General features: G+C 68.1%; 25 protein-coding genes. 4 read left to right on the plus strand and 21 right to left on the minus strand.

Annotated features, from left to right (window positions below; genetic code table 11):
• Positions 1-248: 248 nt before the first annotated feature.
• Both AZL_RS11575 and miaA read right to left on the minus strand, forming a co-directional pair.
• Complete coding sequence (locus AZL_RS11575) at positions 249-1,460, minus strand: PLP-dependent aminotransferase family protein (protein WP_012974740.1); 1,212 nt, start codon at positions 1,458-1,460, stop codon at positions 249-251.
• Between the two features lie 17 nt (positions 1,461-1,477).
• Complete coding sequence (gene miaA, locus AZL_RS11580; RefSeq protein WP_012974741.1) at positions 1,478-2,494, minus strand: tRNA (adenosine(37)-N6)-dimethylallyltransferase MiaA; 1,017 nt, start codon at positions 2,492-2,494, stop codon at positions 1,478-1,480.
• Positions 2,495-2,625: 131 nt separating this feature from the next.
• On the opposite strand from miaA, the gene serB reads away from it, so the two are divergent.
• Positions 2,626-3,519, plus strand: coding sequence for a phosphoserine phosphatase SerB (gene serB, locus AZL_RS11585; protein WP_012974742.1), 894 nt, complete (start codon positions 2,626-2,628; stop codon positions 3,517-3,519).
• A 32-nt stretch (positions 3,520-3,551) separates the two neighbouring features.
• Here serB and AZL_RS11590 read toward each other — a convergent pair whose 3' ends face one another.
• The 13 genes from AZL_RS11590 to AZL_RS36685 all read right to left on the minus strand — a co-directional run bounded on the left by AZL_RS11590 (position 3,552) and on the right by AZL_RS36685 (position 13,714).
• Complete coding sequence (locus tag AZL_RS11590; protein WP_012974743.1) at positions 3,552-3,962, minus strand: bacteriohemerythrin; 411 nt, start codon at positions 3,960-3,962, stop codon at positions 3,552-3,554.
• Between the two features lie 197 nt (positions 3,963-4,159).
• Positions 4,160-4,945 carry an enoyl-ACP reductase FabI gene (gene fabI, locus AZL_RS11595; RefSeq protein ID WP_012974744.1) on the minus strand — a complete coding sequence of 262 codons (786 nt, stop codon included), beginning with the start codon at positions 4,943-4,945 and terminating at the stop codon, positions 4,160-4,162.
• 306 nt (positions 4,946-5,251) lie between these two features.
• Positions 5,252-5,707, minus strand: a complete 456-nt coding sequence (locus tag AZL_RS11600) for a YgaP family membrane protein (protein WP_042443019.1) — start codon at positions 5,705-5,707, stop codon at positions 5,252-5,254.
• Between the two features lie 60 nt (positions 5,708-5,767).
• The gene (locus AZL_RS11605; protein ID WP_148219294.1) at positions 5,768-6,709 is read right to left on the minus strand and encodes a PRC-barrel domain-containing protein; all 942 of its coding nucleotides are present in this window, start codon (positions 6,707-6,709) and stop codon (positions 5,768-5,770) included.
• A gap of 87 nt (positions 6,710-6,796) precedes the next feature.
• Positions 6,797-7,441: an urease accessory protein UreG gene (gene ureG / locus AZL_RS11610; protein ID WP_012974747.1), complete on the minus strand. Its 645-nt coding sequence runs from the start codon at positions 7,439-7,441 to the stop codon at positions 6,797-6,799.
• Positions 7,438-8,181, minus strand: coding sequence for an urease accessory protein UreF (locus AZL_RS11615; RefSeq protein WP_012974748.1), 744 nt, complete (start codon positions 8,179-8,181; stop codon positions 7,438-7,440). Before AZL_RS11615 ends, ureG begins: the two co-directional genes overlap by 4 nt.
• On the minus strand, positions 8,138-8,620 hold the full coding sequence (locus AZL_RS11620; protein ID WP_012974749.1) for an urease accessory protein UreE: 483 nt from the start codon (positions 8,618-8,620) through the stop codon (positions 8,138-8,140). Before AZL_RS11620 ends, AZL_RS11615 begins: the two co-directional genes overlap by 44 nt.
• A complete protein-coding gene (locus AZL_RS11625; RefSeq protein WP_247894336.1) occupies positions 8,620-9,423 on the minus strand; it encodes a glutamate racemase in 804 nt (267 codons plus the stop codon). The genes AZL_RS11620 and AZL_RS11625 overlap by 1 nt, the downstream gene beginning before the upstream one ends.
• A 95-nt stretch (positions 9,424-9,518) precedes the next feature.
• Positions 9,519-11,228, minus strand: coding sequence for an urease subunit alpha (gene ureC, locus AZL_RS11630; protein ID WP_012974751.1), 1,710 nt, complete (start codon positions 11,226-11,228; stop codon positions 9,519-9,521).
• 26 nt (positions 11,229-11,254) lie between these two features.
• A complete protein-coding gene (locus AZL_RS11635; protein ID WP_012974752.1) occupies positions 11,255-11,560 on the minus strand; it encodes an urease subunit beta in 306 nt (101 codons plus the stop codon).
• Between the two features lie 12 nt (positions 11,561-11,572).
• Positions 11,573-11,875, minus strand: a complete 303-nt coding sequence (locus tag AZL_RS11640) for an urease subunit gamma (protein ID WP_012974753.1) — start codon at positions 11,873-11,875, stop codon at positions 11,573-11,575.
• A gap of 123 nt (positions 11,876-11,998) precedes the next feature.
• Positions 11,999-12,889, minus strand: a complete 891-nt coding sequence (locus AZL_RS11645; RefSeq protein ID WP_042443763.1) for an urease accessory protein UreD — start codon at positions 12,887-12,889, stop codon at positions 11,999-12,001.
• A 90-nt stretch (positions 12,890-12,979) separates the two neighbouring features.
• Positions 12,980-13,714, minus strand: coding sequence for a LuxR C-terminal-related transcriptional regulator (locus AZL_RS36685; protein ID WP_012974755.1), 735 nt, complete (start codon positions 13,712-13,714; stop codon positions 12,980-12,982).
• Positions 13,715-14,110: 396 nt separating this feature from the next.
• Between AZL_RS36685 and AZL_RS11655 the strand changes: the two genes are divergently transcribed.
• Positions 14,111-14,797 (plus strand): LuxR C-terminal-related transcriptional regulator, encoded by a 687-nt coding sequence (locus AZL_RS11655; RefSeq protein ID WP_012974756.1) that lies wholly within the window; start codon positions 14,111-14,113, stop codon positions 14,795-14,797.
• A 34-nt stretch (positions 14,798-14,831) separates the two neighbouring features.
• Here the strand turns inward: AZL_RS11655 and AZL_RS11660 are convergent, their stop codons facing one another.
• Positions 14,832-15,434, minus strand: a complete 603-nt coding sequence (locus tag AZL_RS11660) for a type 1 glutamine amidotransferase domain-containing protein (RefSeq protein WP_012974757.1) — start codon at positions 15,432-15,434, stop codon at positions 14,832-14,834.
• A 179-nt stretch (positions 15,435-15,613) separates the two neighbouring features.
• On the opposite strand from AZL_RS11660, the gene AZL_RS11665 reads away from it, so the two are divergent.
• Positions 15,614-15,979: a hypothetical protein gene (locus tag AZL_RS11665; protein ID WP_012974758.1), complete on the plus strand. Its 366-nt coding sequence runs from the start codon at positions 15,614-15,616 to the stop codon at positions 15,977-15,979.
• A 47-nt stretch (positions 15,980-16,026) separates the two neighbouring features.
• Here AZL_RS11665 and AZL_RS11670 read toward each other — a convergent pair whose 3' ends face one another.
• The 3 genes from AZL_RS11670 to dcd all read right to left on the minus strand — a co-directional run bounded on the left by AZL_RS11670 (position 16,027) and on the right by dcd (position 18,454).
• Positions 16,027-16,491: a DUF2948 family protein gene (locus AZL_RS11670; RefSeq protein ID WP_042443026.1), complete on the minus strand. Its 465-nt coding sequence runs from the start codon at positions 16,489-16,491 to the stop codon at positions 16,027-16,029.
• Between the two features lie 64 nt (positions 16,492-16,555).
• Positions 16,556-17,848, minus strand: coding sequence for a UDP-N-acetylglucosamine 1-carboxyvinyltransferase (gene murA, locus AZL_RS11675; protein WP_012974760.1), 1,293 nt, complete (start codon positions 17,846-17,848; stop codon positions 16,556-16,558).
• A gap of 51 nt (positions 17,849-17,899) precedes the next feature.
• Positions 17,900-18,454 (minus strand): dCTP deaminase, encoded by a 555-nt coding sequence (gene dcd, locus AZL_RS11680; RefSeq protein ID WP_012974761.1) that lies wholly within the window; start codon positions 18,452-18,454, stop codon positions 17,900-17,902.
• Positions 18,455-18,599: 145 nt separating this feature from the next.
• On the opposite strand from dcd, the gene AZL_RS11685 reads away from it, so the two are divergent.
• Complete coding sequence (locus tag AZL_RS11685; RefSeq protein WP_012974762.1) at positions 18,600-19,049, plus strand: GNAT family N-acetyltransferase; 450 nt, start codon at positions 18,600-18,602, stop codon at positions 19,047-19,049.
• A gap of 34 nt (positions 19,050-19,083) precedes the next feature.
• Here the strand turns inward: AZL_RS11685 and AZL_RS36580 are convergent, their stop codons facing one another.
• Positions 19,084-19,230, minus strand: coding sequence for a hypothetical protein (locus tag AZL_RS36580; RefSeq protein WP_173380481.1), 147 nt, complete (start codon positions 19,228-19,230; stop codon positions 19,084-19,086).
• A gap of 22 nt (positions 19,231-19,252) precedes the next feature.
• Positions 19,253-19,591: a hypothetical protein gene (locus AZL_RS11690; RefSeq protein WP_042443029.1), complete on the minus strand. Its 339-nt coding sequence runs from the start codon at positions 19,589-19,591 to the stop codon at positions 19,253-19,255.
• Between the last annotated feature and the right edge of the window lie 50 nt (positions 19,592-19,641).

Genomic DNA, 19,641 nt, shown 5'->3' on the forward strand with positions numbered 1-19,641 from the left:
ATGCCGTTCAGAACAACGGCTTAGCCCCGATGGCGTGTGCTGGGACGGGCAAATTAGTCAAATCATCCGTCATAGGTCAACCCCAATCGCGAATGTTCGCAAAGTTTTTTTGCCGCAGTTTTTCCAAATGTTGCGCACCTGTCGCAATCCACGTCCCACGCCCCGCCCTCCGCCGCACACGCGAACGGCGGCCGCACCGAAGCGCGGCCGCCGTTGCGATTTGACGACGAACCGACGGCGGGGGGGCGTCAGGCGGCGGTCTTCAGCAGCCCGCAGAGCCGGCGGATGCCTTCGCGGATCTGCTCCGGCTTGGTGACCGAGAAGGCGAGGCGCAGCGTGTTCCTGCCCGAGCGGTCGGCATGGAAGGCCGAGCCGGGAACGAAGGCGACGTTGGCCTCCTTGATGGCGCGGGCCAGCAGTTCGGTGCCGTCGACACCCTCCGGCGCCTCGATCCAGACGAACAGGCCGCCTTCCGGCCGGGTCCAGGTCACCCCCGGCGGGGCGTACTCCTCCAGCGCCGCCAGCATGGCGTCGCGGCGCTCCTTGTACTGCGAGCGCAGAAGCTTCAGGTGGCTGTCGAAGATTTGCGAAACGACGTCATGCATGACGATCTGGTTGATCGTGCTGGCATGCAGGTCGGCGGCCTGCTTCATCAGCACCAGCCGGTTGACCACCTCGGGTGCCGCGTTGACCCAGCCGACGCGCATCGCCGGCACCATGGTCTTGGAGAAGGTGCCGCCGAAGATGACGTTGGTCAGCTTGCCGCCATTGCGCTCGCAATCCAGCGCCGCCAGCAGCGGCAGCTGTTCGCCGTCATAGCGCAGCTCGCAATAGGCGGTGTCCTCGATCACCGGCACGCCGGCCGCCTCGCAGGCGTCCAGGATGGCGTGGCGACGGGCCAGCGTCACCGTGGTGCCGTTGGGGTTCTGGAAATCGGGGACGATGTAGAAGAATTTCGGCTTCTGCGCCAGCGCCTCGGTCAGCGCCGTCATCTCCGGCCCCTCCTCATCCATCGGAATGGAGAGATAGGTCGGCTCATAGGGCGAGAAGGCCTGAAGCGCGCCGAGATAGGTCGGGCGGGTCACCGCCACCTTGTCGCCGGGGCCGATCAGCAGCTTGCCGACGAACTCCAGCACCTGCTGCGAGCCATTGGTGATCAGAACACCGTCCAAACCGATGTTGACGCCCTTGCCGCCCATATAATCGCAGATCCATTCCCGCAGCGGCGTATAGCCCTCGGTGATGGAATATTGCAGGGCGGCGCCGGCACCGGAATTCGACTGGAAGATCTTCTCATAGGCGCGCGCGATGGCGGCGTTGGGGAACAGATCCGGATCGGGAATGCCACCGGCGAAGGAGATGATCTCCGGGCGATCGATCAGCTTCAGCAACTCCCGGATTTCGGACGCCGTCATGCCGCCCACGCGGCCCGCGAACACATGGCCCCAATCAACCGACACGGTGCTTCTCCTTCGGATCAGTAATTTAGTATCGTTCTCAGGCGGTCGAGCATTGCATTTCGTACCGCAGGCGAACAAGGCAGCTCGATGGTATGGCAGCTATGCTGTCCTGTATGACTTACCAGCAAATCGGGTGTTTTGCCAACAATCTGATGCCGGAACCACGTCACCTGCCGTTTGGCATAGCGGCGGGTTGATTGCCGGGCCAGGGTGACCGCTTCATCCAGCGGGATTTCGCCGTGCAGGAAGCGGCGCAGTTCCGGCACGCCCAACGCCTTCAGCACCGGCAGGTCGGGAGCGAGCGCTCGCTCGCGCGCCAGGCTGTCCAGTCGCCGTACCTCCTCCAGCGCCCCCTGCTCCATCATCAGGCCGAAGCGCTCGTCGCATTGGGCATAAAGGTCGGTTCGCGGCGGATCGAGCACCAGAATGGTGAAGCGCAAATCCTCCGGCGCGCCCTGGGCGGTCCGGCCCTGCCAATGCGACAGGGCATGGCCGGTCGCCTCCAGCACCTCCCAGGCGCGGGTCAGGCGGGTGGTGTCGCCGGGGTTGAGCCTGGCCGAGGCCGGATCGCGGGCGACCAGCTCGGCGCGGAAGGCCTCGCCGCCGAGGACCGCCAGCCGGGCATGGGCGGCGGCGCGCACCGCGTCCGGGATGGGCGGCACCTCGCTCAGCCCCTGCATCAGCGCCCGCAGATAGAGGCCGGTGCCGCCGACCACCACCGGCAAGCGCCCGGCGGCCTTGGCGGCGGCGATCTCCGCCAACGCCATCCCGCGCCAGCGCGCCGCAGACCCGCGCTCCGCCGCCGGCAGCACGCCATAGAGCCGGTGCGGCGCCCGCGCCAGATCCTCGGCCGGCGGCCGGGCGGTGAGCAAATCCAGCTCGGCATAGAGCTGCATGCTGTCGGCATTGATGACGGTGCCGTCGAACGCCTCGGCGATGGCGAGCGCCAGTCCCGACTTGCCCGAGGCGGTCGGGCCACCGATGACGACGACGTCGGTGAGATGGGCGGTATGATGGGGGATGAGGTCGCTCATCCCCCTTCCATGGCGCCCCGGCGCCCGCATTGCAACATCCAAGCGCGCCGACACCGAAGCTTCGTTGGACCCGGCCCCCCGCCTGTGCTAGGCAGCGCGCAAAGGCCCTCTTTTCCTCGGGACACCCGCCGATGAACGCCGTCGCCACGCTGATCGCCCCCCGCACCGCCACCCTCGACGAGGCCGCCGTCCAGACCGCCAAGGCGGCGCTGGTCGGGCTGGGCGCCGATGCCGGGCTGCCGGACTGGCTGGCGCCGGGCGGCGCCTGCGACCTGCCCTTCGGCAATCTGGCGCCGGAGCAGGCGGAGGCGGCGATCCGCCACGCGCTCGGCGGCGCCACGCTGGACATCATCGCCCAGCCGGCGGCGACGCGGCGCAAGCGGCTGCTGGTCGCCGACATGGAATCGACGATCATCGAGCAGGAGATGCTTGACGAGCTGGGCGATTATGTCGGGCTGAAGGACCACATCGCCGCCATCACCGCCCGCGCCATGAATGGCGAGATCGACTTCAAGGACGCGGTGCGCGAGCGGGTCGCCCTGCTGAAGGGCCTGAAGGAGACGGTCATCGACGAGGTGTGGCGCCGCGCTACCCTGATGCCCGGCGCGGCGCAACTGGTCGGCACCATGCGCGCCAACGGCGCCGTCTGCGTCCTGGTCTCGGGCGGCTTCCGCTGCTTCACCGGCCGGGTGCGCGGCTGGATCGGCTTCGACGACGACCGCGGCAACGAGCTGGAGGTGAAGGGCGGCGTGATGACCGGCAAGGTGATCGAACCGATCCTCGATAAGGACAGCAAGCTCCAGGCGCTGATGGCCTATGCCGGCGAGCATCGCGTGCCGGTCGCCGAGACCATGGCCGTCGGCGACGGCGCCAACGACCTGCCGATGCTGCTGGCCGCCGGCCTGGGCGTCGCCTTCCACGCCAAGGCGGTGGTCGCCGCCGAGGCCCGCGCCCGCGTCGACCATGGCGACCTGACCGCCCTGCTCTACGCCCAGGGTTACCGGGTGACGGAATTCGTCGGGTAAGCGGGACTCCGCCTCCTCACGCCCACATCCCCTTACGCCCACACGCCCCGCACATAGGGCGTCAGCTGCGTGTCCATCAGGATGATGTGGCGCACCAGCCAGTCGGCGGTGAATTTATAGAGTTTCTCGGCGTTCTCATGGGTGGGATCGCTGGAAAACTGGTTGGACAGCTCGCTGACCTTCTGCACCGCGGCGCGGTGCATGGCGACATGCTCCTGGAATTTCGGATAATGCACGATCTGCATGATCCGTTCTTCGCGGGCGAAATGCTCCTTGGTGTATTCCAGCAGCTTGATCAGGATCTTGGCGACACGCGCCGGCTGGAAGCGCGGCGCCGCCAGCGCCGCGTCGAGTTCGTTCAGATACTCGATCAGATGCTTGTGATCGTCATCGATGGCCGGCTGGCCGACGCTCAACTGCCGTCGCCATGTGATGGCGCCCATGACCTTGCCGCCTCCCCCGTACCGGCACCCCGTTTTGGCGGAGTATGGCTGGTGTTACCACCGCACCAGAACAGCCGGCAGCGTCACACGGCAATTTGACGCACCCGAGGGATGCGGACCTCCATGGAAAGGGGCGGATGCGTCGCCGCACCCGCCCCTTTCCGCAACCGGAAATCCGCCGATCTCAGCCGTCGATCTCAGCCGATGATGGAATAGCCGCAATCGACATAGGTGGTGTCGCCGGTGATGCCCTTGGCGCCGTCGGTGGCGAGGAAGGCGGTGGTGTAGCCGACCTCCTCGATGGTCACCAGACGGCCTTCCGGGGCGCGATCGGCGGCCTTGTCCAGCAGCTCGTCGAAATGCGCGATGCCGGAGGCGGCGCGGGTCTTGATCGGGCCGGGGGAGATGGCGTGGACGCGGATGCCCTTCGGGCCGAGCTCGGCCGCCAGATAACGCACGCTGGCCTCCAGCGCCGCCTTCACCGGTCCCATGACGCCGTAATTGTCGATGACGCGGTTGGCGCCGAAATAGGACATGGTGAACAGCGACCCGCCATCCTTCATCAGCGGCTCGGCATATTTCGCCATGCGGATGAAGGAGTGGCAGGAGACGTCCATCGCCTGCTGGAAGCCTTCGCGCGAGCAATCGACGACACGGCCGTGCAAATCCTCCTTCGGCGCGAAGGCGATGCTGTGCAGCGCGAAGTCGAGCTTGCCCCACTTCTCGCCGATCTTGTCGAAGATCGCCTTCAGCTCGCCCTCGCCGGTGACGTCCACCGGTTCGAAGATCTCGGCCTCGAGCTGCTGGGCCAGCGGTTCGACGAACTTCTTGGCCTTGTCGTTCAGATAGCTGACCGCAAGGTCGGCACCCAGCGCGCGGAAGGCGCGGGCGCAGCCCCAGGCGATCGACTGGTCGTTGGCGATGCCGAGGACGAGCCCCTTCTTGCCTTCGAGCGTGGCGGCGGCGGGAATGATCGTGGTCATGCGAACTGTCCTGCGGTCGATGTGACGGGGGGAGCGGCCGCAAGCATAGGCAAGCACGGCGCCGTTCCTTGTGCAGCGCACCATAGACCAGACAACACGTCTCCGCAATGATAAACAGATGCGTTCCGCTTATGCATGCCAGTCAACCCACAACATTTCTCCCATCATTCGCAGTAAATGGCAACAGACCTCCAATATTGACTTTCATTGATCCATATCAAAGACGGCTTGCCCGCGACAGGATGACAGGCCGCTTCTTAATGACAGTTCCGTTATGGTGCGGGCCGCTTGCCAAGCCCGACATCCCTAGCGCGTGACGCCCGGCGAGAAGGAGGGTGGGTCGCTGGCCGGAAAGGATTCCTGCGAGGCCTCGTCGACGATCTCCTCCTCGCACTCATGGGTGTAGATATCACCGGGATGGCGGGAATAGGGATCGGTGCCATGCTCGACATCCTGGGCCGGGATCGCCGTCCGGTCACCCCGGTCACGGCCATGAGGCTCCCGCGCCGACAGCATCGCCTTGGCGGGACAATGGCCGGTCAGTCCACGCGCCACCAAGGCGCCGCCCGCCAGGGCCAGGGCGGCACCGCTCCAACCGGGCCGGCGCAGTCCGAAAGCCGCCAGCAGCACGCCGCCGGCCAGCGACGCCAGCCGCTCGCCATGCCCGACATTGATGCCGTAGCCATTACCGGACTTGTCCATGCGGTCGCCAACGTCGCGCAGGGTGCGCCGGGCGCCGTCCGTGATGGAAGAGAGTTCCATGTCGGTCCTCCTGAATGCGGGTTCCGGTCGGGGATCGTCCGCCATCGGATGGGTATCACGTCACTGTTGGGAAACCGGCGGCTGGGGGGGAGCGTTCCCGGCCGGTGTTTGCGAAGCGGCGTTCGGTGCGGCCGGCGAACCACTCCCCTGCCCGCTTCCCGTGTCGGCGGGCGCCCCGCTGGAACCGGCGGCGCCACGCGCCTGCTGCAATTCCTGGTTCAGCCGGGCGACCTCCTGCGACAGGCGCTGAACCTCCTGGCGCAGCGGTGCCGCCGCCACGTCCCCGCTCCCGCCCGATGCGCCGGCGATGGCGGCCAGCGTCGCCGAATCGCGCATCCAATAGGGCGACACGCCGTAATAGGTGTGCACCGCCATCGCCCATTGACGGTCGTTCATGTTCGGGCGGTTCCTGTCGTCGAAGCGCGGCGCGTTGGTCAGCTTTTCCTTCGGAACATTCAGGACGTAGCCATCGCCCGACGGGGAGAACAACGCCCAGGGAACGGCGAAGTCGGCATCGCCGATGCCGAGAAAGCCGCCCAGCTCGACAACAGCATAGGCGACGCGGCCGGTGCCCGGATCGATGATCAGTTCGGAGATGCTGCCCAGATCCTTGCCGTCCGGGCTGCGCAACTTGGCGTTTTCCAGATCGTCGGCGGCGATCGCGCGGGGATGGGCGATCGAATCCCGCAATGCCGCCGCGTCGCCAAGGATGGCTTGGCAGGCGGGCGCGTCGCCCTTCCGCGCGGCGGCCTGGGCCGCCTGTTGCAAGGCGCGGAGCTGCGCGGTTTCCTGCTGGGTCACCGGGGCCGGCGTGCCGGGGCCAGCCGCCTCAAGCGCCGCTGCCTGTTGCCCCAGCCGGTCCAGACCGGCGGCGCACTCATCGGTCGCCAGCGCCGGCGCCGCGATTGACAGGGAGCCGAGCACGGCGAGCAACAGGGCATTGCCCAACACAGTGCCCAACACGGGCGCGGCAGGGGGCGCGGTGGTAGTCGGGCGCGTCATCGGGGCATCCTCCGGCTTCGGTCGTCGCATGCCGGATGAACAGCATGGCCAAGCCGGAGGTTCCCGGACCCCGTTCGCGGACGGAGATCAGCCCGGCAGGGGCAGGCCGCCGCGCTGGACGATGAAGGACTGGATGGCGTCCAGCCCCTGGCCCGCCTTGACGTTGGCGAAGACGAAGGGACGGTCGCCACGCATCTTGCGGGCGTCGCGGTCCATCACCTCCAGGCTGGCGCCGACCATCGGGGCGAGGTCGGTCTTGTTGATGACCAGCAGGTCCGACCGGGTGATGCCCGGCCCGCCCTTGCGCGGGATCTTGTCGCCGGCCGACACGTCGATGACGTAGATGGTGAGGTCCGCCAGTTCCGGCGAGAAGGTCGCCGCGAGGTTGTCGCCGCCCGATTCGATGAAGATCAGGTCGAGGTTGGGAAATTTCGCGTTCATCTGGTCGACGGCGGCGAGGTTGATCGAGGCATCCTCGCGGATCGCGGTGTGCGGACAGCCGCCGGTCTCCACCCCCATGATCCGTTCCGGCTTCAAGGCGCCGGAGCGCGTGAGGAACTCCGCATCCTCCTTGGTGTAGATGTCGTTGGTGATCGCCGCGACCTCCCAATCGTCGCGCATGCGCTTGCACAGCGCGTCGGTCAGTGCGGTCTTGCCGGACCCGACGGGACCGCCGATGCCGACGCGAAGCGGACCGGCGTGGCTCTTTTCGATAGCGGGGAGAGCGCTCATGAGCGGAACAGCCTCGTATATTGGGTTTCGTGGATCATCGAGGTCCAGTCGACGGCCATCGCCCGGCCGCCGAGATCGTCGAGCGGAGCCGACAGCGCCGCCTCGGCCGCCCGGTGGGTGATGGGGTCGAGGGCGGCCAGCGCCCGCTGCCCGTCGGTCTGGCCGAGCGGCACCAGCCGGACGCCGGCCGACACCAGATTGGCGGCGAAGGCATGCAGATAGGCGGTCAACGCCGGCCCCTCCGCCACGCCGATCAGCGCGGCGGCCAGCGCCACCGCCACCGCATAGGCGACCGGCCGTCCGCTGGCGGTGATCACCGCGTCCCAGCGCGCCAGCCCGTCGAGCGGCCAGGCGGCGCGGATGGCCAGCAGGAAGGCCTGTCCCTGCGCCCGCGATTCGAGCGCCGTCTCGGCCGAGGCGCGCAGGATGTCGGCCCGCTCCACCGCCCAGGCGAAACCGGCCTCGTCGCCCGTCAGCACGGCGCGGTGGGCGGCGGCGAACAGCATGCCGTCGGTCCGCCCGGCACCGTGGCGCAGGATGCCGTCGAGCCAGGCGATCAGCGTCGCCCGGTCGCGCACCAGCCCCTGTTCCACCGCCGCCTCGATGCCATGGCTGTAGGAGAAGCCGCCGACCGGAAAGCTCGGCGACAGCCACGCCAGCAGCCGCGTCAGGGCGTGGGTGGAAACCCCATCCAACTCAGTGCGAATGCCCATGTCCGCCGCCATGCGAATGCCCGCCATAGGCGCCGCCTTCCGGCATGAAGGGTGCCGTCACGTCACGTACCTCGGCGCCAAGCCCGCGCAGCATATCCTCGATCACATGGTCGCGGCGCAGCCGGATGGTGTCGCCGGCAATCTGCACCGGCAGGTGGCGGTTGCCGAGATGCCAGGCGACCCGCGCGAAGGCCTCGACCGGGCCGGGCACACGGACCTCCATCAACGCCTCGGGTGCCGCGACCACACGCAGGAAGCTGCCGTCGCCCAGTTCCAGCCCGTCGCCGTCGTCCAGCGCCACCGCGCGCGGCAGGTCGAGCAGGAAGGCGCCGCCGGCATCGTCGGTCATCGCCATGCGGCGGCGGAAGCGGTCGTCAAAGGCCAGCGTCACGGTGCCGGCGGCCCGCTCGGCCGGCCAATGGCCGCGGGCATGGACTCGGGTGGCGCGGCGGGTGGGGTCGGTCATCAGCGAAGCCGTTCGAAGGGGGTCGGGTGGCCGAAGAAGCGGCCGGCCAGTTCGCTGACCAGCGCCGCGTCCCCGGTGGTGAAGAATTTCAGGTCGTGCTCGGCCGGATCGGGCCGGTATTCGGGGTGACGCCCGAAATACTGCTCCAGCGAGCGGGCGGTCAGCGTCGGCTGGGACAGGATCTCCACCCCCGGCGGCAGGGCGCGGGCGAACAGGTGCCGGACCAGCGGATAATGGGTGCAGCCCAGCACCACGGCGTCGAGCGGCTGCCGGCCCAGCTTGTCGAGCAGCACGCGGACATAGCCCGCCACCGCCGGTTCGATCTCCCCATCCGCGGCACCGCGCTCGATCAGCGGCACGAGGTCGGGACAGGCCTGCTGCACGACGCGGACGGAGGGGGCGCGCTTGCCGATCTCCCGCGGGAAGGAGCCGGAATTGACCGTCGCCAGGGTGGCGAAGATGCCGACGGTGCGCGGCTCGGCGAGATGGTCGGGCGGGACGGTGTCGATCATCCACGGCACGCGGGTGATCGCCTCCACCATCGGCACCAGCACGCCCAGCACATTGCGGCCGGGATGGGCCGACGGCAGCCATTCCTGCTGCAACCGACGCAACGCGACGGCCGCCGCCGTGTTGCAGGCGATGACGACCAGCCGGCAGCCCTGGGCGAAGAGACGGTCCATCCCGGCGATGGTCAGCCGGTAGATGTCGTCCTCGCTGCGCGGGCCATAGGGAGCGGCGGCATGGTCGCCGAGATAGACGAAGGGCCGACCGGGTGCGGCGTCCACCAGGGCGCGCAGCACCGTCAACCCGCCATGTCCTGAATCGAATACACCGATCAACTGTTTGAGCCTTCGCCACCATTGCCCTCTCCCGCCCCGGGAGAGGGAGCCTACCATCAGAACAGGAAATAGCGCTGGGCCATCGGCAGGATTTCCGCCGGTTCGCAGGTCAGCAGCTGCCCGTCCGCCCGCACCTCGTAGGTCTCGGGATCCACCTCGATGTGCGGCATCGCGTCATTGTGGATCATGTCCGCCTTGCCGACGCCGCGGGTGCCCCGGACGGCGATCAGCTCGCGGTGCAGGCCCAGATGGCGGCCGACCTCCCGCTCCAGCGCCTTGGCGCTGACGAAGGTCACGCTGCTGGCCTGCATCGCCCGGCCGAAGGCCCCGAACATCGGACGGTAATGCACCGGCTGCGGCGTCGGGATCGACGCGTTGGGATCGCCCATCAGCGCCGCGGCGATGGTGCCGCATTTGATCACCATGTCGGGCTTGACCCCGAAGAAGGCCGGCGACCACAGCACCAGATCGGCCAGCTTGCCGACCTCGACCGAGCCGACGACATGGCCGATGCCGTGCGACAGCGCCGGGTTGATGGTGTATTTGGCGATGTAGCGCTTGACCCGGAAATTGTCGTTGTCGCCGGTCTCCTGCGGCAGCCGGCCGCGCTGGAGCTTCATCTTGTGCGCGGTCTGCCAGGTGCGGATCACCACCTCGCCCAGCCGGCCCATCGCCTGGCTGTCCGACGAGATCATGGAGAAGACGCCCAGGTCATGCAGGATGTCCTCCGCCGCGATGGTCTCGCGCCGGATGCGGCTTTCGGCGAAGGCCACGTCCTCCGGGATGCGCGGGCTGAGGTGGTGGCACACCATCAGCATGTCGAGATGCTCGTCCACCGTGTTGATGGTGAAGGGCCGCGTCGGGTTGGTCGAGCTGGGCAGCACATTGGCGAGGCTGGCCACCCGGATGATGTCCGGCGCATGGCCGCCGCCCGCCCCTTCGGTGTGGAAGGTGTGGATGGTCCGGCCCTTGAAGGCGGCGATGGTGTCCTCGACGAAGCCCGATTCGTTCAGCGTGTCGGTGTGGATCGCCACCTGGACGTCGAGCTGGTCGGCGACGGTCAGGCAGGTGTCGATGGCGTCGGGCGTGGTGCCCCAATCCTCGTGCAGCTTCAGGCCGCAGGCGCCGGCGGCGATCTGCTCCAAGAGCGCATCGGGACGGCTGCTGTTGCCCTTGCCGAAAAAGCCGAGATTGATCGGCAGCCCCTCGGCGGCCTGGAGCATCCGCTCCATGTGCCACGGCCCCGGCGTGCAGGTGGTGGCGGAGGTGCCGGCGGCCGGGCCGGTGCCGCCGCCCAGCATGGTGGTGACGCCGCTGTTCAGCGCCTCGTCCACCTGCTGCGGACAGATGAAATGGATGTGGGCGTCGATGCCGCCGGCGGTGACGATCTTGCCCTCGCCGGCGATCACCTCGGTGCCCGGCCCGATGATGATGTCGACGCCGGGCTGGATGTCGGGGTTGCCGGCCTTGCCGATGGCGGCGATGCGCCCGCCGGTGATGCCGATGTCGGCCTTGACGATGCCCCAATGGTCGATGATCAGGGCGTTGGTGATGACGGTGTCGACCGCTCCCTGGTGGCGCGAGCGCTGGGATTGCCCCATGCCGTCGCGGATCACCTTGCCGCCGCCGAACTTCACCTCCTCGCCATAGACGGTGTGGTCCCGTTCAACCTCGACGATCAGGTCGGTGTCGGCCAGCCGGATGCGGTCGCCGGTGGTCGGGCCGTAGAGGGCCGCGTATTCGGCCCGGTCGATGCGGTGTGCCATGGTCCTTCGCCCTTCCTGTCGGCCCGTCAGAGGGCGCCGTTGACCTTGCGGTTGAAGCCGATCACCACGCGGTCGCCGCCATAGGCGACCAGCGTAACCCGGCGGGTCTGGCCGGGCTCGAAGCGCACCGCCGTCCCGGCCGGAATGTCGAGCCGGAAGCCGCGCGCCTTCTCGCGGTCGAAGGTCAGCGCGCCGTTGGTCTCGTGGAAATGGAAGTGCGAGCCGACCTGGATCGGCCGGTCACCGGCATTGGCGACGTCGAGTTCGACGGTTTCGCGGCCGTCGTTGAGTATGATCTCGCCGGCCGCCGGGAGGATTTCACCGGGTTTCATGGGCTTGCCCCCTCAACGGATCGGCTGGTGGACGGTGACGAGCTTGGTGCCGTCGGGGAAGGTCGCCTCGACCTGGATGTCGTGGATCATCTCGGGGATGCCGTCCATCACCTGATCGCGGGTCAGCACGGTGGCGCCGTCGCGCATCAGCTCGGCCACCGTGCGGCCGTCGCGGGCACCTTCCACCACATAGTCGGTGATGAGGGCGACCGCCTCGGGATGGTTCAGCTTGACGCCACGCTCCAGCCGCCGACGCGCCACCATCGCCGCCATCGCGACGAGCAGCTTGTCCTTCTCGCGCCCTGTCAGGTTCATCGGGGGAATGCCCTTTCGCCACCCTGTTGTCGGCGGCGATTATGCCACGATGGCGCGGCGCGCCAAGTGCGTCGTATGACGTAGGGGATTGAAAAGGCTGGCGGCGGAACTTGAACGCCGCCGTCACACCTCCCACAGCCGCGGCAGGCGGGTCGGCAGGCCGGCGGCCTCGGCGCGCAGGCCGGACCACAGCGCGGCATAGGCCCGGCGCACCGCGCGGGCCTCGCCGCCGAGGATGCGGACGACCAGCAGCCCGTCCAGCGCGGTGGCGCCGATGCGGACACCCTCCAGCGGTTTGGCCGACGGCTCGGCCAGCGACTGGGCCAGCGCGCGGACCGCGTCGAGACGGCCGGCGGCGTCCGGAGCGGCGTGCAGCAGGGTGGCGCAGGCGGCGGCCCCACCGAAGCCGGCGGGATGGGCCAGCGCCTCGGCGATGTCGCTGTCCAGATGCAGGGCGTCGGCCCAGACCGCGCGGCCGTCGCGGACGACCTCCCAGGCGTCGCGGATCAGGCCGCGGCTCACCGTCTCGCCGAAGGCGGCGCGGCCGAAGACCAGCATCTCGCCGGCGATGAGGCGGCCGGTCCCGGCGAGATCGATGCGGGTCAGCCGGCGCAGGCGGGAGCCTTCGAAGACGATGGCCTCCTGCGGCATCCATTCCAGCCAGCCGCCATCCTCCACCGCCAGCACCGTATCGATGCGGCAATCGGCGCCGGTGGAGCGGTAGACCTTCTCCGCCGCCTGGGTGGTGATCAGCGCCCTGGCGCCCGGCCCGACGGACAGCGCGATGTCCAGACGGTCGCCGCCGACCATCCCGCCCGAGGTGGTGGCCAGCACGGCGATGGGCAAATCGTCGCGGCGCGGCGCCGGCATCAGCACCCGCAACGGGTCATGGTGATAGAGCGTCGCCAGCCGGGTCTCGCCGTGGCGATGCTCGAACCGGACGGTCGCGGCGCCATGGACGGCGACCTTCTTGTCCTCGCGCGTCGAATTTCCCGGCCTGCCGGCCACCGCCACCTGAACCAAGCGCCCGCTCCCCACTGGATCATAGGGGCGCCAGTCTGCCGGAAGCGGAACCGTTCAAGCAATGCGGACGAAGCCCGGCCGTCAGCCCTCGCCGGTGAAACAGCCGTTGCGGGCGGCGACCACGGCGACCTGGGTGCGGTTGCGCACCCCCAACTTCTGCATGATGGCGCGCACATGCACCTTCACGGTGCCTTCGAGCACGCCCAGGCCACGGGCGATCTCCTTGTTGGAATGGCCGGCCAGCAGCAGCTCGAACACGTCGCGCTGCCGGTCGGTCAGCCGGTCCAGGATATCGTCGCCGCCCTGCGGTCCCTCGGCCAACGCCCCGTTCAGCACCGCGCGCGGCAGCGGCAGGAAGATGTCGCCGCTGAGCGCCAGCGAGATGGCATGCTCCAGCACCTCCGGCGGACTGGTCTTCAGCACATAGCCGCGGGCGCCCATGCGGACGCTGTCGACGATGTCGGCGACCTCGTCGGAGTTGGTGAGGATCAGGACGGGCACGTCGCCCAGCGTCTCCTTCAACCGGCGCAATCCGGGGATGGCCCCGCCACCGGCGTCATCCACCGTGCCGCCCGTTTCCCCGCGCGGCTGGCCGGGATCGTAGAGGACCAGGGCCAGGTCCGGAGTCCGGCGGCCGATCTCCAACGCCTCATTCAACGACCCGGCCTCCAGCACGCGCGTTCCGGGACAGATCTCGCCGATGGACAAGGCGAAGCCATGGCGAACCATCGGCTGCTCGTCGACCACCAGAAAAATCCGCGCTGGATTGCCCGCGCTGCGCGAACCGGCGCGCGCCTGAAGCTCGAACTCCATCATGTCCCCTTACATCTCAGCGGACCGCTTCCCAGTAGGGCCAAGAACACCAAAAAGCCCGGATGGGAAAGCGGTTCATTCGCGCCACTCGATGACGCGGCTACCCCTAAATATCGAATTGACGGATCCACATTCACTTTCACGGCAAATGCGATCATTGGCTGTGACTTTCCTGGTCCCACCTTGCGCCATTGGTTAATGAACCGTATAAATCATCCCGACACCAAGCGTAAAGCCCGCTGTTCCGAACAATATCTGTCTAATTTTTCATGTTCGGATTCCGCGGCCGATAGACCGGTTCCGGTCCCCAGGTCGGGATCCGGCACCGGGCTTTCGGGAGCGGACCAAAAGGGGGGATCGCCGCCACCCGGCGACGGGCGGCCCAGCGGAGGATCATCGATGACGACATGGACTGTGATGCTGGTCGACCATGACCGGCTGTTTTCAGCGGCCCTGGCAACCCTGATCGGCGGCGGCCCCTTCCGGGTCACCACCCACGCCGCCAGCGCCGACGACGCGCTCGACCTCATCGCCGACGGCGAGGAACCGGACCTGATCGTGCTGGCGCTTCAGGACGGCATGCCGGAAGAGATCGCCGGCATCCGCCGCCTGCGCGACGGCACCTCGGCACGGATCGCCGTGCTGGCCGATACCATCGCCGACCGCAGCCTGTCCCAATCGTTGAAGGCCGGGGCGGACGCCTATCTGAACAAGAGCATGTCGAGCGAGAGCCTGCTGCGCTCGCTGCGGCTGGTGATGCTGGGCGAGGTGGTCTATCCCACCCATGTCGCCGGTCTGCTGATGGCCGCCGTCAACGAACGCCCACAGCACGGCTCCGCCTACGGTCCCATGCCCGGCCCCATCGGCATGCCGACCAGCGGCGAATTGTCGAAACGCGAGGTTCAGATCCTGCGCTGCCTGCTGGCCGGCCAGTCGAACAAGGCGATCGCCCGCAACCTGCACATCACGGAATCGACCGTGAAGATGCATTTCAAGAACGTGATGCGGAAGATCAACGCCCAGAACCGCACCCAGGCCGCGGTGTGGGCGATCCAGAACGGGTTGTCCCCGCTGGTGACGGCATAAGGGCCGTCACCGCGGGGCCCCTACCCTCCCGCCCCTACGCCGCGGCGTGGCGATGGCCGGCGTGCCGGCCTTCAGCGAACTCCTCGATCATCTTGCGGCAGAAGGCCGGGATGTCGTCGGGCTTGCGCGAGGTGACCAGACCATGGTCGGTCACCACCTCCTCATCGACCCAGGCCGCCCCCGCGTTGCCGAGATCGGTCCGCAGCGACGGCCAGGAGGTCATGCGCTTGCCGCGCACGCCGCCGGCGTCGATCAAGGTCCAGGGACCGTGGCAGATGGCGGCGATGGGACGGTCCGACGCGACGAAACTCTTCACGAAGGCGATCGCCGCCGGCTCCAGCCGCAGTGAATCCGGGTTCATCACACCGCCCGGCAGCAGCAGCGCGTCATAACGGTCGGCATCCGTCTGGTCGAGCGTCACATCGACATCGACCATGTCGCCGCGGTCATGGTGGTTCCAGCCCTGGATCCGCCCGCCCTTGGGGGCGACCACATGGACGGTGGCGCCGGCCTCGCGCAGGGCCTTCACCGGTTCCGTCAGTTCCACCTGTTCGAAGCCGTCGGTGGCGAGCACGGCCACGGTCTTGCCATTGAGTGTCTGGCCATTGAGTGTCCGGCCGTCGAGTGTCTGGGCCATGAAAAGGGCTCCTCGGCTGTTGGGGCTGATGGTCTTGAAGACCAGTGCGCCTGGGGGCGGCGCGCCGGCCTATGCCCCCGACAACCGGATTACCTCTGGATGGTTCCCTGGGAACCGCTCCACAATTCCTATGTTGATTGTGACATACGAGACACACATCAGCGATAGGAGCCCGAATCATGAGGTTCCAGACCCTGTTGGCCGGCCTTGCGCTGGCGGTGACCCTGCCCATCCTGACCGCCCTGCCCATCGAGTCGGCGCGGGCCGAGGATCGAAGCGCCGGCAATGACCTCGTCGGCCGCGAGGTGACCGGCCTGCGTGGCGAGGAGTTGGGACAGATCGTGTCGGTTTCGCCGAGCGCCGACGGCAGGGATCTCAGCATCCTGGTCGAGGCCAGCGGCATGCTGGATGTCGGCCACCGCTTCTTCACCGTCCGCCGCTCGCAACTGTCGCCCGGCGAGGATGAGGACACGGTCACCTACAGGAAAACGGCACGGGAGGTGATCCGCCGGCTGCATACCGGCACCCAGGTGGCGGAGCGCTGATCCGGATCGCCGATGCGGACGGCCGACCCTGACGGGGCTGCGGTCGCTCAGACCGCCTCGTCGGGATGGCAGGGCTTGCAGCCGGTCGGCCAGGGCTCGCCCAGATCCTCGACCACCATGCGCCAGGCGGCTGCGTCCAGCCGGACGCAGCCGCCGCCGGCGAAATGCAGGGCGATGCCGCCCTCCACCGTCTCCATCGACAGCAGTTCGAGGATCAGGCCCCGGTCCTTGAGATCGAAACCGCGCAGCTTGGCGCCGGTCACCCCGTCCACCCGCAGGCCGCAATGGACCCGCTCATAGGGGGCGAGATCGTCGTCGTCGGCGCTGGGACCGGGACGCCGACCGTCGGCGGCCTCCCAGCGGAAGCGGCTGACGACCATGACGAAGCGCTTGTCGTCGGGCTGGAAGCACATGTCGCCGACCGGCAGGATGGCGTCCTGCAGGCAGGCGGAGACGACCTTCAGGTCCTCCGCGTCTTCGGCGCGCAGGCGGATCGGGCTCAGGACCGTCATGCTCGGGGACACCTCTCGGGAAAGGCCAACCTGATCAGGATGGCGGGAGGGATGCCCCCGCCGCTTACTCCTCGCCGCCGTGGATGCGTTCGATCTCCGCACCGCAGGCGGCCAGCTTCTCCTCCACCCGCTCATAGCCGCGGTCGAGGTGATAGACGCGGTTGACCGTCGTCTCCCCCTCCGCCGCCAGTCCGGCGAGCACCAGCGACACCGAGGCGCGCAGGTCCGTCGCCATCACGGGCGCGCCGGTCAGCCGCTCCACGCCGCGCACCAGGGCCGACGAGCCGTGGACCGTGATCCGCGCGCCCATCCGGGTCAGCTCCGGCGCGTGCATGAAGCGGTTCTCGAAGATCGTCTCCGTGATCATCGCCGCCCCCTTGGCCGTGCACATCAGGGCCATCATCTGGGCCTGAAGGTCGGTGGGGAAGCCGGGGAACGGCTCGGTCATCACGTCGACGCCGTGCAGTTCACCATTGGCCCGCGACACGCGGATCCCGTTCTCGATCTCCTCGAAGGCGACGCCGGCCGGGGCCAGCGCCTTGACCGCCGCCTTGATCAGATCGAGCCGCGTGTTGAGGATGTCAAGACGGCCACCGGTGATCGCCGCGGCCATGGCGTAGGTGCCGGTCTCGATGCGGTCGGCCACCACCATGTGGCGGGCGGCATGCAGCCGGTCGACCCCCTCGATCACCAGCCGGTCGCTGCCGATGCCGGTGATCCTCGCCCCCATCTTGACCAGGCATTCGGCGAGGTCGGTCACCTCCGGCTCGCGCGCGGCGTTGACCAGGATGGTGGTGCCCTTGGCCAGCGTGGCGGCCATCAGCAGATTCTCGGTCGCACCGACTGACACCTTGGGGAAGACATACTCGGCGCCGCGCAGGCCGCCGGCCGGCGCCTTGGCGACGATATAGCCGGCATCGATACGGATGTCGGCGCCCATCGCCTCCAGGCCCTTGATGTGCAGATCCACCGGACGGGCGCCGATGGCGCAGCCGCCGGGCAGCGACACCTTGGCCTCGCCGCAGCGGGCCACCAGCGGACCCAGCACCAGCACGCTGGCCCGCATCTTGCGGACCAGATCATAGGGGGCGGTGGTGTTGGTGATGTCGCGCGCGGTGAATTCCACGGCGCGGCCGGCGCAATCGCCGCCGGCCCCGGCCATATGGATCGCGACGCCATGCTGCAACAACAGATTGCACAGCGTGTTGATGTCGGCCAGGATCGGCAGGTTGGTCAGCGTCAGCGTCTCGTCGGTGAGCAGCGACGCCGTCATCAGCGGCAGGGCGGCGTTCTTGGCGCCACCAACGGTGATGGTGCCGTTCAGCGGTCGGCCGCCGCGGATGCGGATCTTGTCCATGGACCTGTTTCTTTCGCGGATGCGCTTCAGAAGACGTTCAGAGGAAGAGGCTCACAGCCGGGGCAGCGTGACGCCCTTCTGCCCCATGTATTTGCCCGCCTTGTCGGCGTAGGACACGTCGCACACGCTGTCGCCCTTCAGGAACAGGAACTGGCACAGCCCCTCGTTCGCATAGACCTTGGCGGGCAGCGGGGTGGTGTTGGAGATCTCCAGCGTGACATGGCCCTCCCATTCCGGCTCCAGCGGCGTCACGTTCACGATCAGGCCGCAGCGGGCATAGGTGCTCTTGCCAAGGCAGATGACCAGGACGTCGCGCGGGATGCGGAAATACTCCACCGTGCGGGCCAGCGCGAAGCTATTGGGCGGGATGATGCAGACGTCTGTCTTGCGGTCGACGAAGCTCGAATCGTCGAAGCGCTTGGGATCGACGATGGCGTTGTCGACGTTGGTGAAGATCTTGAACTCGTCGGCGACCCGGGCGTCGTAGCCGTAGGACGACACGCCGTAGGAAATCACGCCTTCGCGCTTCTGGGTCTCGACGAAGGGTTCGATCATGCCCTTGGTCTCGGCCATCTCGCGGATCCAGCTGTCCGGCATGATGCCCATCGCGGGGGTACTCCTTGGCGTATCGATTGGAGGAGGAAGCGTGAAGGCTGGTTTGTAGCCGAGCACGCGGCGGGGCTCAAGAAAACGACGACTGTCCCACGCGCATGGACGGCTCTTTATCACCGCGCTGGTCTTGCCCGCCGCCATGGCTAAGCTCCGGGGCATGACCCAAAAATACATCCTGTCCGTGACGGACACCCCCGCCCCGGCCGATCTGGCCGGAGTCTTCGAGGGCCTGCGCGCCTACAACGAGGCGTCGCTCGGACGCGGTTACGACCGCCGCGATCTGGTGGTCGCGGCGCGCGACGCGGACGGCGCGCTGAAGGGCGGGCTGGTCGGCTACACCAACTGGGAGTGGTTGTATGTCGACCTGCTGTGGGTGGACGAGTCCACACGCGGCACCGGTCTCGGCGGCCGGCTGCTGGCGGCGGCGGAGAGCGAGGCGACGGCGCGCGGCTGCCGCTGGTCGCGGCTCTACACCTATGATTTCCAGGCGCCGGGCTTCTACCCCAAGCAGGGTTACGAGCTGTGGGCGGAGATGGAGGGCTATCCGCCGGGCCACAAGCAGATCTGGTTCAGGAAGGATTTGGCCTGAACGAAAGCGCCCTCTCCCGGAGCGGGAGAGGGGCCTATTCCCCCCGCTGGCGCGCCTGCTCCTTGCGCCTGCGCAGATTTTCGCGCAGGCGGGCGGCGAGGCGCTCATCGCGGGCCGATACCGCCGGCTTCGGCTTCACCGGAACCGGCGGCGTCGGAACATCCTCGGCGGTGTCGTCCATCGGCGCGGCTCCGCCCCGGATGTCAGTGGTCGGAATGATGCAGGATCTGGTCGCGCAGACCGGTGTCGTAACCGACGCCGGCGGCGGTCAGGACGGCGGCACCGGGGGTGCGCTTCAGGACGCCCTTGCGCTCCAGGATGGTCCAGACGGCCTCGTTCTGGAGGCCGGTGGCGTCCTTGGCCGCGACCACGGCATGGCCGAGATGGAAGTGGTTGCCGTGCGCGTGCGGCAGCGAGGTGATCTGGAAACCACCCTCCTCGCCCTCGGCCGGCGCGTTCTCCAGGCGGGCGATCTCCTGCAGCAGGGTCAGGGTGCGCAGCTGGAGCGGGTTCAGATTCAGCGGATTCTTCTTCGGGGGCATCGATGGTCCCATCGGTCCTGGTGTGTCGCGGTCGCGCAGTAGACCGGCAG

Source organism: Azospirillum sp. B510 (assembly GCF_000010725.1).
Lineage (GTDB): Bacteria > Pseudomonadota > Alphaproteobacteria > Azospirillales > Azospirillaceae > Azospirillum > Azospirillum lipoferum_B.